13 protein-coding genes are annotated in these 14,192 nt (G+C 49.1%); 8 read left to right on the top strand and 5 right to left on the bottom strand.

The features are described from left to right. The first annotated feature begins 50 nt into the window (after positions 1–50). Together dtpC and lysS are read left to right on the top strand one after the other, a co-directional pair. Positions 51–1,508 carry a dipeptide/tripeptide permease DtpC gene (gene dtpC / locus ATB02_RS16835; RefSeq protein ID WP_105271929.1) on the top strand — a complete coding sequence of 486 codons (1,458 nt, stop codon included), beginning with the start codon at positions 51–53 and terminating at the stop codon, positions 1,506–1,508. Between the two features lie 236 nt (positions 1,509–1,744). Further along, the gene (gene lysS, locus ATB02_RS16830; protein ID WP_000003806.1) at positions 1,745–3,262 is read left to right on the top strand and encodes a lysine--tRNA ligase; all 1,518 of its coding nucleotides are present in this window, start codon (positions 1,745–1,747) and stop codon (positions 3,260–3,262) included. Positions 3,263–3,380: 118 nt separating this feature from the next. Here lysS and ghoT read toward each other — a convergent pair whose 3' ends face one another. From ghoT to yjdI, 4 genes are all read right to left on the bottom strand, one after another. Then, a complete protein-coding gene (ghoT, locus tag ATB02_RS16825; protein ID WP_001173343.1) occupies positions 3,381–3,554 on the bottom strand; it encodes a type V toxin-antitoxin system toxin GhoT in 174 nt (57 codons plus the stop codon). A gap of 27 nt (positions 3,555–3,581) precedes the next feature. Further along, positions 3,582–3,878 carry a type V toxin-antitoxin system endoribonuclease antitoxin GhoS gene (ghoS, locus tag ATB02_RS16820; protein ID WP_000398619.1) on the bottom strand — a complete coding sequence of 99 codons (297 nt, stop codon included), beginning with the start codon at positions 3,876–3,878 and terminating at the stop codon, positions 3,582–3,584. 226 nt (positions 3,879–4,104) lie between these two features. Further along, a complete protein-coding gene (locus ATB02_RS16815) occupies positions 4,105–4,377 on the bottom strand; it encodes a GNAT family N-acetyltransferase (protein WP_024704987.1) in 273 nt (90 codons plus the stop codon). Positions 4,378–4,388: 11 nt separating this feature from the next. Continuing rightward, the gene (gene yjdI, locus ATB02_RS16810) at positions 4,389–4,619 is read right to left on the bottom strand and encodes a 4Fe-4S mono-cluster protein YjdI (protein ID WP_039021451.1); all 231 of its coding nucleotides are present in this window, start codon (positions 4,617–4,619) and stop codon (positions 4,389–4,391) included. A gap of 180 nt (positions 4,620–4,799) precedes the next feature. Between yjdI and ATB02_RS16805 the strand changes: the two genes are divergently transcribed. The 5 genes from ATB02_RS16805 to ATB02_RS16780 all read left to right on the top strand — a co-directional run bounded on the left by ATB02_RS16805 (position 4,800) and on the right by ATB02_RS16780 (position 11,553). Beyond that, entirely contained in the window at positions 4,800–6,431 is a 1,632-nt protein-coding gene (locus tag ATB02_RS16805; RefSeq protein ID WP_054249753.1) for a sensor histidine kinase, read from the top strand. After that, a complete protein-coding gene (dcuR, locus tag ATB02_RS16800) occupies positions 6,428–7,147 on the top strand; it encodes a two-component system response regulator DcuR (RefSeq protein ID WP_000611290.1) in 720 nt (239 codons plus the stop codon). Before ATB02_RS16805 ends, dcuR begins: the two co-directional genes overlap by 4 nt. Positions 7,148–7,715: 568 nt before the next feature. After that, a complete protein-coding gene (dcuB, locus tag ATB02_RS16790) occupies positions 7,716–9,056 on the top strand; it encodes an anaerobic C4-dicarboxylate transporter DcuB (RefSeq protein WP_000899522.1) in 1,341 nt (446 codons plus the stop codon). A 77-nt stretch (positions 9,057–9,133) separates the two neighbouring features. Further along, entirely contained in the window at positions 9,134–10,780 is a 1,647-nt protein-coding gene (gene fumB, locus ATB02_RS16785) for a class I fumarate hydratase (protein ID WP_000066704.1), read from the top strand. Between the two features lie 122 nt (positions 10,781–10,902). Then, on the top strand, positions 10,903–11,553 hold the full coding sequence (locus ATB02_RS16780; RefSeq protein ID WP_105271928.1) for a DUF2238 domain-containing protein: 651 nt from the start codon (positions 10,903–10,905) through the stop codon (positions 11,551–11,553). Here ATB02_RS16780 and melA read toward each other — a convergent pair. Next, complete coding sequence (gene melA, locus ATB02_RS16775; protein WP_105271927.1) at positions 11,550–12,905, bottom strand: alpha-galactosidase; 1,356 nt, start codon at positions 12,903–12,905, stop codon at positions 11,550–11,552. The genes ATB02_RS16780 and melA overlap by 4 nt on opposite strands. A gap of 258 nt (positions 12,906–13,163) precedes the next feature. On the opposite strand from melA, the gene melR reads away from it, so the two are divergent. Continuing rightward, complete coding sequence (gene melR, locus ATB02_RS16765; RefSeq protein WP_272942094.1) at positions 13,164–14,096, top strand: transcriptional regulator MelR; 933 nt, start codon at positions 13,164–13,166, stop codon at positions 14,094–14,096. Positions 14,097–14,192 lie beyond the last annotated feature (96 nt).

The following is a 14,192-nucleotide window of genomic DNA, read 5'->3' as shown; positions in this document are numbered from 1 at the left end:
TACAAGGGAAGTGGCTTGCCACTTCCCTTTTTTGCTCATAAGGAGAACACATGAAAACACCCTCACAGCCGCGCGCGATATACTATATCGTGGCGATCCAAATCTGGGAGTACTTCAGTTTTTACGGCATGCGTGCCTTACTCATTCTCTACCTCACCCATCAGCTTGGTTTTGATGATAACCATGCCATCAGTCTGTTCAGCGCATATGCATCTCTGGTTTACGTTACCCCTATTCTCGGCGGCTGGCTTGCCGACCGCCTGCTCGGCAATCGTACTGCGGTAATTGCCGGCGCGCTGTTAATGACCCTTGGCCATGTAGTGCTGGGCATTGATACAAATTCAACCTTTAGCCTGTATCTGGCGCTGGCAATCATTATTTGTGGCTACGGTTTATTCAAATCAAACATCAGCTGTTTGCTTGGCGAGCTCTACGACGAGAACGATCATCGACGTGATGGCGGTTTTTCGCTGCTGTATGCTGCGGGCAATATCGGTTCTATCGCAGCCCCCATCGCCTGCGGTCTGGCTGCTCAGTGGTATGGATGGCATGTTGGCTTTGCCCTTGCGGGTGGTGGCATGTTTATCGGTTTGTTGATTTTCTTAAGCGGTCATCGTCATTTCCAGTCAACGCGTAGTATGGATAAAAAAGCGCTAACTCGCGTGAAATTTGCCTTACCGGTATGGAGCTGGTTAGTGGTGATGCTCTGTTTAGCCCCAGTATTTTTTACCCTACTGCTGGAGAACGACTGGTCCGGATATTTGCTGGCGATCGTTTGCCTTATTGCTGCACAAATCATTGCCCGCATGATGATCAAATACCCCGAACACCGTCGTGCTCTTTGGCAAATAGTATTGTTGATGCTTGTCGGAACGTTGTTCTGGGTACTGGCACAACAGGGCGGCAGCACCATCAGCTTGTTTATCGATCGCTTTGTGAATCGTCAGGCATTCAATATTGAAGTGCCGACTGCGCTATTCCAGTCAGTGAATGCGATTGCAGTGATGCTCGCTGGGGTTGTTCTGGCCTGGCTGGCGTCGCCAGAAAGCCGCGGCAATTCAGCATTGCGCGTCTGGCTGAAGTTTGCCTTTGGCTTACTGCTGATGGCTTGTGGCTTTATGTTGCTGGCATTTGATGCCCGACATGCAGCGGCTGGCGGTCAAGCGTCAATGGGCGTGATGATATCCGGGCTGGCGCTAATGGGCTTTGCTGAACTCTTTATTGACCCGGTGGCGATTGCGCAAATCACGCGTCTGAAAATGTCTGGCGTATTAACCGGTATTTATATGCTGGCAACAGGCGCGGTCGCCAACTGGCTGGCAGGCGTCGTGGCACAGCAGACGACAGAGTCGCAAATTAGCGGTATGGCAATTGCAGCTTACCAGCGATTCTTTTCTCAGATGGGAGAGTGGACGTTGGCTTGTGTCGCGATCATCGTGGTATTGGCCTTTGCTGTCCGTTTTCTGTTTAGCACGCCGACGAATATGATACAGGAGAGCAACGATTAACTGTCGTAAAAACAATTGGTTATGAATAAATTAACTTTCAGTTTATCACACTAATAAATCGAGATTAATAAGTCATTTAAACCATTTTGATGGTTATTTATTAGTGATATCAACTTGAGGTAAGCGTTAGTTTCGATAAGATAAACTGAGTTATTAATAGTCGAGGCAGATAATACAGTGTACCGATCTGTCTCTTTATCTACGCTAAATTGAAAGCTGGATTTAGAGGAACCAAAATGTCTGAACGAGAAACACGGGGAGCCAATGAGGCTATTGATTTTAACGATGAACTGAGAAATCGCCGCGAAAAACTGGCAGCACTGCGTCAGCAAGGTGTGGCGTTTCCTAATGATTTTCGCCGCGACCATACCTCTGACCAGTTGCACGAAGAGTTTGATGCGAAGGATAACCAGGAACTGGAATCCTTAAACATTGAAGTCTCGGTTGCTGGCCGAATGATGACCCGTCGTATCATGGGGAAAGCCTCCTTTGTAACGTTGCAGGATGTCGGTGGCCGTATTCAACTGTACGTTGCACGAGATAGCCTGCCAGAAGGTGTTTATAACGATCAGTTTAAAAAATGGGACCTCGGCGACATTATCGGTGCCCGCGGTACGCTGTTTAAGACGCAAACGGGTGAGCTTTCCATTCACTGTACTGAGTTACGCCTGCTGACTAAGGCACTGCGTCCATTGCCGGATAAATTCCATGGCTTACAGGATCAGGAAGTCCGTTATCGTCAACGTTATCTGGACCTCATCGCTAACGATAAATCCCGTCAAACGTTTGTTGTCCGTTCAAAAATTCTGGCCGCTATCCGTCAGTTCATGGTCGCTCGCGGTTTTATGGAAGTAGAAACCCCAATGATGCAGGTAATTCCAGGTGGGGCATCTGCTCGCCCGTTTATTACCCATCATAATGCTCTGGATTTGGATATGTACCTGCGTATTGCGCCGGAGCTATATCTGAAACGTCTGGTTGTAGGTGGTTTTGAACGGGTATTCGAAATCAACCGTAACTTCCGTAATGAAGGTATTTCTGTTCGTCATAATCCTGAGTTCACGATGATGGAACTCTACATGGCGTATGCGGATTACCACGATTTGATTGAACTGACGGAATCACTGTTCCGCACTCTGGCACAAGAGGTACTGGGTACCACTAAAGTCACTTATGGCGAGCATGTGTTTGATTTCGGCAAACCGTTTGAAAAACTCACCATGCGCGAAGCAATCAAAAAATATCGTCCAGAAACCGATATGGCGGACCTGGATAATTTTGATGCTGCTAAAGCATTAGCTGAATCTATCGGAATTACGGTAGAGAAAAGCTGGGGGCTGGGACGCATTGTCACGGAGATCTTTGATGAAGTGGCAGAAGCACATCTGATTCAGCCAACCTTTATCACGGAATATCCGGCAGAAGTGTCACCGCTGGCGCGCCGTAATGATGTTAACCCGGAAATCACCGACCGTTTTGAATTCTTCATCGGTGGTCGTGAAATTGGTAATGGTTTTAGCGAATTAAACGACGCAGAAGATCAGGCGGAACGTTTCCAGGAACAGGTTAACGCTAAAGCTGCAGGTGACGACGAAGCCATGTTCTATGACGAAGATTACGTGACTGCGCTGGAATATGGTCTGCCGCCAACCGCGGGTCTGGGTATTGGTATCGACCGAATGATTATGCTGTTTACTAACAGTCATACTATTCGCGACGTTATTCTCTTCCCGGCGATGCGTCCACAGAAATAAATTTCATTTTAACGAACGAAGCAGTCAGACGACTGCTTCGTTCGTCGTTCCACAAATCCAGTTTCGAGGAGAGACGCTTCGTTTCAAGATAACCAGCGGATCCACTCAACTACAGCTCCTAAAAGAGAGAAAAAAGTAATGCCACAGGCAGACTCATTGGCCAGGTTATTCCTACCAGGAATGCACTAAGTAAACGAATATGTGTTTTCTCATGTGAGATAAACCAGATAATGACAAAGGATATGTTCACACCAATCACATAAAAAATTAATATTTTAGAGAATAGTGCCATTTTTTATGTTCTTCTTATCCTTCCTGGCTACTTGTAAAACTGACGGAAATAGTCATCAACGGTCATAATGTTGAGGTCAAAATCAATATCCGGTAAGTCTAAGCATTTAAGCCTGATTAAATCTTCGATTTCACTTGCGGCTAACGATGTCGTTATTGCGAAGGAATTTTCATTCAATTGTCGTGGTATCCCATATTCATCAGCCACGATAGAGGAGAAATTCATATCATACATCAATGATCTTAACCTTAAGAACACTGAGGAATAAGATGATGGATAATCAAAAGAAACAACATAAGTATTGAACTTGTTTTTACCTTCCATAATATGACTCCTATCAATATTAAACGCTCTGGGGACGCACAACTTATTAACCCCGATCGATGATTCTCATATAGGAGATATTCTTTTTTTTGCTCAGTAAAGGGGATGACTTGGGACAAAAAAACGCGCTCTCTGCCCATTCTTTGTGCATCCCCCTACCCTTCAGATTCTCTCCTGCATCACCCCGCGGAGAGCATGAAAAATATCGTGACTCTGTACTCTCCCATCAACTGCGAATATCATCATACTCCCGCGTTTTATCAAATTCGTGTTTCGCAAATGGGCATAATGGGATAATTTTTCGTTTTTCCCGACGCATTTTTTCCACGACTTTCGCAACCAGCTGTTTACCAATCCCTTGCCCTTTCAGGCTTTCATCGACATCGGTATGTTCGATAATCGCTAAATTCTCGCCGGTCGGCACAAAGACAATTTCAGCGATTTGCTTGCCCTGTTCGTCATTAATGTAAAATTTATTGTGGCCTTCGTGTATTTCCATTTTACCCTCGCTTATTTATGACGGTATTTCAGCGCGCCGCTCGGGCACGTATCAATCACTTTAACCACAGTGGCAACGTCGACTTCATCCGGCATGATCCACGGCTTTCGTTTGAGATTAAATAACCTGCCGTTGCCACGTACGCAATTGCCAGAATGCTGACATATCGCAGTGTTAAAATAGACATCGATATTTTCGCCGGTATAACAGCGATAACCCCCGTCCAGTAGCGCCTGATCCATGACCTTCCCTCTCTCATCAGTATAGTTTTCACTATAAGCATAGCCCTGGAATCTTCATACAGCACTGGCAGTTTCCGTTGCCAGAGTCTCTTCCCCTATATAGCCAATCATTCTTACTCCCTTTGAATTACCCGCCTCATCAGAGATAATGCTTAAGAAATTTGTCACACAAGGAAGCTGATGAGACATTCATTGCCCTACCGTATGTTACGCAAACGTCCGATGAAATTGAGTACCACTGTGATCTTAATGGTCAGCGCGGTACTGTTCTCGGTGCTATTGGTGGTGCATCTGATTTACTTCTCGCAAATCAGTGATATGACGCGAGACGGGCTAGCCAACAAGGCACTGGCAGTGGCGCGTACCCTCGCCGACTCGCCGGAAATCCGTCAGGGCTTGCAGAAAAAACCGCAGGAGAGCGGCGTCCAGGCCATCGCGGAAGCCGTGCGCAAACGCAACGATCTGCTGTTTATTGTCGTTACCGATATGCAAAGTCTTCGCTACTCGCATCCTGAAGCCCAGCGTATTGGTCAGCCATTTAAAGGTGATGACATCCTTAAAGCGCTGAATGGCGAAGAAAATGTCGCTATCAATCGCGGTTTTCTGGCGCAGGCTTTACGCGTATTTACCCCCATCTACGATGAAAATCATAAACAAATTGGCGTGGTGGCGATCGGCCTTGAGTTAAGTCGCGTGACCCAACAGATCAATGACAGTCGCTGGAGCATCATCTGGTCGGTATTATTTGGCATGCTGGTCGGGCTGATTGGCACCTGCATTCTGGTTAAGGTACTGAAAAAAATCCTTTTCGGCCTGGAACCCTACGAAATCTCCACGCTGTTTGAGCAACGCCAGGCCATGTTGCAGTCTATCAAAGAAGGCGTCGTTGCCGTGGACGATCGCGGCGAGGTCACGCTGATCAACGATGCCGCACAAGAATTGCTGAATTACCGTAAGTCGCAGGACGATGAGAAACTGTCGACGCTAAGCCACTCGTGGTCACAGGTGGTAGATGTCTCGGAAGTGTTACGCGACGGTACCCCGCGGCGCGACGAAGAGATTACGATTAAAGATCGGCTATTACTGATCAACACCGTTCCGGTGCGCAGTAATGGCGTTATCATCGGTGCCATTTCAACCTTCAGGGACAAAACTGAAGTACGTAAACTGATGCAGCGACTCGACGGTCTGGTCAACTATGCTGACGCACTTCGTGAACGATCCCACGAATTTATGAATAAATTGCATGTGATTCTCGGATTATTGCATCTGAAGAGTTATAAGCAGTTGGAAGATTACATTCTCAAAACAGCCAATAACTATCAGGAAGAGATTGGCTCTCTGCTGGGTAAGATCAAATCTCCGGTTATCGCTGGTTTTTTAATCAGCAAGATTAACCGCGCGACCGATTTAGGCCATACGCTGATTTTAAACAGTGAAAGCCAGCTGCCAGACAGCGGCAGTGAGGACCAGGTCGCGACGCTGATTACCACGTTGGGAAATCTGATAGAAAACGCGCTGGAAGCATTAGGGCCGGAACCCGGTGGCGAAATTAGCGTAACATTGCACTACCGTCACGGCTGGCTGCACTGTGAAGTTAACGATGATGGACCGGGGATCGCACCCGACAAAATCGATCACATTTTTGACAAAGGTGTCTCGACAAAAGGAAGCGAGCGAGGCGTCGGTTTAGCACTTGTCAAACAACAGGTAGAAAATCTCGGCGGCAGCATCGCCGTGGAATCGGAACCCGGGATTTTCACACAATTTTTTGTCCAGATACCCTGGGACGGGGAGAGGTCGAACAGATGATCAATGTATTAATTATCGATGACGACGCAATGGTCGCGGAGCTGAATCGCCGATACGTGGCACAAATCCCGGGCTTTCAATGCTGTGGAACGGCCTCGACGCTGGAGAAAGCCAAAGAGATTATCTTCAATAGCGATACGCCTATCGACCTGATATTGCTCGATATCTATATGCAAAAAGAGAACGGGCTCGATTTACTGCCTGTTCTGCATAATGCGCGTTGCAAAAGTGATGTGATTGTTATCTCTTCCGCTGCCGATGCCGCAACCATTAAAGATTCGCTGCATTACGGAGTCGTGGATTACCTGATCAAACCCTTCCAGGCTACCCGCTTTGAAGAGGCGCTCACCGGCTGGCGGCAAAAGAAAATGGCGCTGGAAAAACATCAGTATTATGACCAGGCCGAGCTTGATCAGCTAATCCACGGCAGCAGCTCCAACGAGCAAGATCCTCGTCGCTTGCCAAAAGGCTTAACGCCGCAGACGTTACGCACGCTGTGCCAGTGGATTGACGCGCATCAGGACTATGAGTTTTCAACCGACGAGCTGGCTAATGAGGTTAACATCTCGCGTGTTTCCTGCCGTAAATATCTCATCTGGCTGGTCAACTGCCACATCTTGTTCACCAGTATCCATTATGGCGTCACAGGTCGTCCGGTTTATCGTTATCGTATTCAGGCAGAACATTACTCACTACTTAAACAATATTGCCAATAACGATCACGGTTATCTGTAAGTAATAATTATTACAGTAATGCAAAATACCCCTGGCACAAGTTACATCGTTCATCAGTAAAACTTGTGCCAGATCAAATATAATTCCCCCTCTCTCACCGCTGAAAATTAATATCTCTTCGGATGAACGGTGTTTTTAATTTCAAAACGCTAACAAAAGTTAATTAACTATTATGTCGCCCGCATTATGTGTATTTTTACCCACAAATGGGTAGTTAAGAATAATCTATAAACCTGATGATACCTACCCTGAGAACAAAAAATATACCGATAAGTATCAATAAGATAGCAGCAAACAAAACATTAACATCTGCGTAGTACAAACTATAAACCCATCGCCAGAGAGTATTTCTCTCTGAAAAAACCGCTTATCACAGTGCATAAATTTGCCGCTGCTTTAATCAGCCAATATTCACTGTGAGGTATTTACTCAAGCCGGTAACGACCAAACGGATATTTAGTCAAGCTCTGAAAACAGTTCATACAAAACAGAACGTGACTGTGATCTATTCAGCAAAAATTTAAATAGGATTATCGCGAGGGTTTACACATGTTATTTACTATCCAACTTATCATAATACTGATATGTCTGTTTTATGGTGCCAGAAAGGGCGGTATCGCGCTGGGTTTATTAGGCGGTATCGGCCTGGTCATTCTGGTCTTCGTCTTCCACCTTCAGCCAGGTAAACCACCGGTTGATGTCATGCTGGTTATCATTGCGGTGGTGGCGGCCTCGGCGACCTTGCAAGCTTCGGGCGGTCTTGATGTCATGCTGCAAATTGCCGAGAAGCTGCTGCGCCGTAACCCGAAATATGTCTCAATTGTCGCGCCGTTTGTGACCTGTACGCTGACCATTCTTTGCGGTACGGGTCATGTGGTTTACACCATTCTGCCGATCATCTACGACGTTGCTATTAAGAACAACATCCGTCCGGAACGTCCGATGGCGGCAAGTTCTATCGGTGCACAGATGGGGATTATCGCAAGCCCAGTGTCGGTTGCGGTCGTATCTCTGGTTGCGATGCTGGGTAATGTCACCTTTGATGGTCGCCATCTTGAGTTCCTCGACCTGCTGGCAATCACCATTCCATCGACGTTAATCGGTATCCTGGCGATCGGTATCTTCAGTTGGTTCCGCGGTAAAGATCTGGATAAAGATGAAGAGTTCCAGAAATTCATCTCCGTACCGGAAAACCGTGAGTATGTTTACGGTGATACCGCGACGCTGCTGGATAAAAAACTGCCGAAAAGCAACTGGCTGGCAATGTGGATCTTCCTCGGGGCAATCGCTGTAGTCGCACTTCTTGGTGCTGATTCGGACCTGCGTCCATCCTTCGGTGGCAAACCGCTGTCGATGGTACTGGTAATTCAGATGTTTATGCTGCTAACCGGGGCGCTGATTATTATCCTGACCAAAACCAATCCCGCGTCTATCTCAAAAAACGAAGTCTTCCGTTCCGGTATGATCGCCATCGTGGCGGTGTACGGTATCGCATGGATGGCAGAAACCATGTTCGGTGCGCATATGTCTGAAATTCAGGGCGTACTGGGTGAAATGGTGAAAGAGTATCCGTGGGCCTATGCCATTGTTCTGCTGCTGGTTTCCAAGTTTGTAAACTCTCAGGCTGCGGCGCTGGCGGCGATTGTTCCGGTCGCGCTGGCGATCGGCGTTGACCCGGCATACATCGTGGCTTCAGCACCGGCTTGCTATGGTTATTACATCCTGCCGACTTATCCGAGCGACCTGGCAGCGATTCAGTTTGACCGTTCCGGCACCACCCACATCGGTCGCTTCGTCATCAACCACAGCTTTATTCTGCCGGGGTTGATTGGTGTGAGCGTATCGTGCGTCTTCGGCTGGATCTTCGCTGCGATGTACGGGTTCTTATAAATGCACTTTGCGTGCCGCCCGTGACTGCGCGGCACGCCATTTTCGAATAACAAATACAGAGTTACAGGCTGGAAGCTATGTCAAACAAACCCTTTATCTACCAGGCACCTTTCCCGATGGGGAAAGACAATACCGAATACTATCTACTCACGTCTGATTACGTTAGCGTTGCCGACTTCGACGGCGAAACCATCCTGAAAGTGGAACCAGAAGCCCTGACCTTGCTGGCGCAGCAAGCCTTCCACGACGCTTCTTTCATGCTCCGCCCGGCACACCAGAAACAGGTTGCTGCAATTCTTCACGATCCAGAAGCCAGCGAAAACGACAAGTACGTGGCGCTGCAATTCTTAAGAAACTCAGAAATCGCCGCCAAAGGCGTGCTGCCAACCTGCCAGGATACTGGCACCGCGATCATCGTCGGTAAAAAAGGTCAGCGCGTGTGGACCGGAGGCGGCGATGAAGAAGCGCTGTCGAAAGGTGTCTATAACACCTATATCGAAGATAACCTGCGTTACTCACAAAACGCGCCGCTGGACATGTACAAAGAGGTCAACACCGGCACGAACCTGCCTGCGCAAATCGACCTGTACGCGGTAGATGGCGACGAATACAAATTCCTCTGCGTCGCCAAAGGCGGTGGCTCTGCCAATAAAACGTATCTCTACCAGGAAACCAAAGCTTTGCTGACTCCCGGCAAACTGAAAAACTTCCTCGTCGAGAAAATGCGTACACTCGGTACTGCAGCCTGCCCGCCGTACCATATCGCGTTTGTGATTGGCGGTACGTCTGCGGAAACCAACCTGAAAACCGTCAAGTTAGCAAGCGCTCACTATTACGATGAACTGCCGACCGAAGGGAACGAACATGGCCAGGCGTTCCGCGATGTCCAGCTGGAACAGGAACTGCTGGAAGAGGCCCAGAAACTCGGCCTTGGCGCGCAGTTTGGCGGTAAATACTTCGCGCACGACATCCGCGTGATCCGTCTGCCGCGTCACGGTGCATCCTGCCCGGTAGGCATGGGCGTCTCCTGCTCCGCTGACCGTAACATTAAAGCGAAAATCAACCGCGAAGGTATCTGGATCGAAAAACTGGAACACAATCCAGGCCAGTACATTCCACAAGAACTGCGTCAGGCCGGTGAAGGCGAAGCGGTGAAAGTCGACCTTAACCGCCCGATGAAAGAGATCCTCGCCCAGCTTTCGCAATACCCGGTATCCACCCGCTTGTCGCTCACCGGCACTATTATCGTGGGTCGCGATATTGCACATGCCAAGCTGAAAGAGCTGATTGACGCTGGTAAAGAACTGCCGCAGTACATCAAAGATCACCCGATCTACTACGCGGGTCCGGCGAAAACGCCTGCCGGTTATCCATCAGGTTCACTTGGCCCAACCACCGCAGGTCGTATGGACTCCTACGTGGATCTGCTGCAATCCCACGGCGGCAGCATGATCATGCTGGCGAAAGGTAACCGCAGTCAGCAGGTCACCGACGCGTGTCATAAACACGGCGGCTTCTACCTCGGTAGTATCGGCGGTCCGGCGGCGGTACTGGCGCAGCAGAGCATCAAGCATCTGGAATGCGTCGCTTATCCGGAGCTGGGTATGGAAGCTATCTGGAAAATCGAAGTAGAAGATTTCCCGGCGTTTATCCTGGTCGATGACAAAGGCAACGACTTCTTCCAGCAAATCGTCAACAAACAGTGCGCGAACTGCACTAAGTAACCTCTTCGGCCCAGCGCCTGGCAGCATGCTGCCAGGTGATCCCCCTGGGCCACCTCTTTTGCGATTGTAATTTCACGCTTGCTGGTGAATAGTCAGTATTTTCCCTGACTTGCGAACTCACCATGACCCGCACACTCAAGCCGTTAATTCTTAACACCGGCGCACTGGCGCTAACGTTAATCCTGATTTATACCGGCATTTCGGCCAATGACAAACTCACCTGGCTGATGGAAGTGACGCCGGTGATTATTGTCGTGCCGCTACTGCTTGCCACCGCCAGACGTTACCCGTTAACGCCGCTGCTCTATACGCTCATTTTCTTTCATGCCATCATCCTGATGGTCGGCGGACAATACACCTACGCGAAAGTCCCTGTCGGTTTTGACGTGCAAGAATGGCTGGGATTGAGCCGTAATCCGTATGACAAGCTGGGGCATTTTTTCCAGGGGCTGGTGCCTGCACTGGTGGCGCGAGAAATTCTCGTTCGCGGGATGTACGTGCGCGGACGTAAAATGGTGGCGTTTCTGGTCTGCTGCGTGGCGCTGGCGATAAGCGCGATGTATGAATTAATCGAGTGGTGGGCAGCGCTGGCAATGGGTCAGGGAGCGGATGATTTTCTCGGTACCCAGGGCGACCAATGGGACACACAATCCGATATGTTCTGCGCGCTACTTGGTGCATTAACTACGGTGATATTCCTTGCTCGCTTTCATTGCCGCCAGCTACGGCGCTTTGGCTTAATCACCAGAGCGCCGGAAGCGATTACCCCTTAACGGTGTAACCAGCCTGGCAGCCAGTCGCCGTGGGCAGCAATCAGGTCGTCAACAAGAGCATATATTTCGTCAATGCCCAGTACGGCGGCAGTATGCGGGTCCATCATCGCGGCGTGGTAAACACGGTCGCGATTATCCGTAAGAATGGCTTCGGTCAGCAGCGTCTGTACGTTGATGTTGGTTTGCATCAGGGCGGCCAGATGCGAAGGTAGCGTACCGACTTTGGTCGGCTGAATGCCATTAGCATCAACTAAACAGGCCACTTCCACGCAACATCCTTGTGGCAGGTTATCAATCAAACCATCGTTACGGACGTTGCCATAAATCACACTCGGCTCGCCAGTCCAGATAGCGTTCATGATTGTGCTGGCATATTCCCGTGACGGTTTAATATCAATCCGGGAGGCGTTCTTATACTCCTCCAGCTCTTTATGCCAGTTCGCCAGCTGCTCGACGCAGCGTTTCGGGTACTCATCCAGCGGTACTTTATAACGCTCAATCAAATCCTCACGACCTGGCTTAATAAACCACGGCGTGTACTCAGCAAAATGTTCTGACGATTCCGTGACGAAGTAGCCCAGCTTTTTGAACATTTCATAACGCACAATATTCTGGCAGCGAGTATTGCCATGAATATTCGGCTTCGGTGCCTGCCCTGCGTCATACGCTGCCAGCAGTTCCGGGTAGAGATTCACGTAACTGCCGTCGGCGGTTTTGCGCTCCAGTTCCAGGTAAAACGCCATATGGTTGATACCCGCGCAACGGTAACGCAACGTAGCTGGGTCGATATTGAGGTCACGCGCCAGCTCTTCCGCCGTTCCCTGCACCGAATGGCACAGCCCCACCTGTTTGATATGTGGATAGCGGGCATACATCGCCCAGGTATTCATCGCCATTGGGTTAACGTAATTGAGCATAGTGGCATCGGGGCAGACTTCCGTCATGTCCTCGCAAATTTGCCACAGGTGCGGAATGGTACGTAGCGCGCGCATAATACCGCCCGGCCCCAACGTATCGGCAATGGTTTGTTCCAGACCGTGGCGCTTACAGACCTCGAAATCAGTCACCGTGCAAGGTTCATAACCGCCAATCTGAAATGCCACCACGACAAAATCGGCATCCTGTAAGGCTTCTTTCTGTTGGGTGTGGCAGGTGATTTTGCCGCTGGCCCCTGCTGAATCCATCAGCTTGCGCACCACAATATGCGACTCTTCCAGGCGGGTGGGATCAATGTCCATCAGGGCAATATGCGCCGTTTTCAGCGCCTCGCGATGGAACACATCACCAAGAATATTTTTAACGAAAATCGTCGAACCAGCGCCGATAAATGTAATTTTGGGTGCAGACATCATGCAGATCTCCTGGCTTGCTTGAATAACTTCATCATGGCAGGCGAATCTGCAGAAAACCTCCGGCTTCCAGGTTGAGCATTCCCATAAACTCAGATCCTGCGTGAAGTGTCAGTAAATCTGAGTTTATGGGAATAAATTACCTGAAAAGCAGAGTTTTCGGCCTCATGGTACTCGGATGATCCCTTCGCCCCTCTGGCAAGAGGGCGAAAACCGTGCTCCCACTCGCAGTCATCCTCCCTCACTCCTGCCATAATTCTGATATTCCAGGAAAGAGAGTCATCCATGAATACAGATACGTTTATGTGCAGCAGCGACGAAAAACAGACCCGCAGCCCGCTGTCGCTGTATTCGGAATACCAGCGGATGGAGATTGAGTTTCGCGCACCGCATATCATGCCCACCAGCCACTGGCATGGTCAGGTCGAAGTGAATGTGCCTTTCGATGGCGATGTGGAATACCTGATCAACAATGAAAAAGTGAGTATCAATCAGGGACATATCACGCTGTTCTGGGCCTGTACACCGCACCAACTAACAGATACCGGAACCTGTCAGAGCATGGCGATTTTTAATCTGCCGATGCATCTGTTTCTCTCCTGGCCGCTGGATAAAGACCTGATTAACCACGTCACTCACGGCATGGTGATCAAATCACTGGCGACACAGCAACTTAGCCCGTTTGAAGTGCGCCGCTGGCAGCAGGAATTGAACAGTCCGAACGAGCAAATTCGCCAACTCGCCATTGATGAAATTGGCATGATGCTCAAGCGATTTAGCCTCTCTGGTTGGGAACCGATTCTTGTCAATAAAACCTCGCGCACACACAAAAACAGCGTCTCGCGCCATGCGCAATTTTATGTCAGCCAGATGCTGGGCTTTATTGCCGAAAACTATGATCAGGCGCTGACCATCAACGATGTGGCTGAGCACGTCAAACTTAACGCCAACTATGCAATGGGGATATTCCAGCGGGTCATGCAATTGACGATGAAACAGTACATTACTGCGATGCGCATCAACCACGTTCGTGCGTTACTGAGCGATACCGATAAAAGTATTCTCGATATTGCCCTGACGGCAGGCTTTCGTTCGAGTAGCCGTTTTTACAGCACGTTCGGCAAATATGTCGGCATGTCACCGCAACAATACCGCAAACTTAGCCAACAGCGCCGCCAGACGTTTCCCGGCTAAAGACGATATCAGTATCAGCCAAAAAAATAGTTTAGCCGTCGATAATAAGCAGTGAAAATAAATCAAAATAATCACATAACATATTGTTTATAAAAA

The sequence above is a fragment of the Escherichia sp. MOD1-EC5189 genome (genome assembly GCF_002966045.1).
In the GTDB taxonomy this organism is placed as follows: domain Bacteria; phylum Pseudomonadota; class Gammaproteobacteria; order Enterobacterales; family Enterobacteriaceae; genus Escherichia; species Escherichia coli_F.
This window is presented reverse-complemented; position numbering and strand designations above follow the sequence as displayed.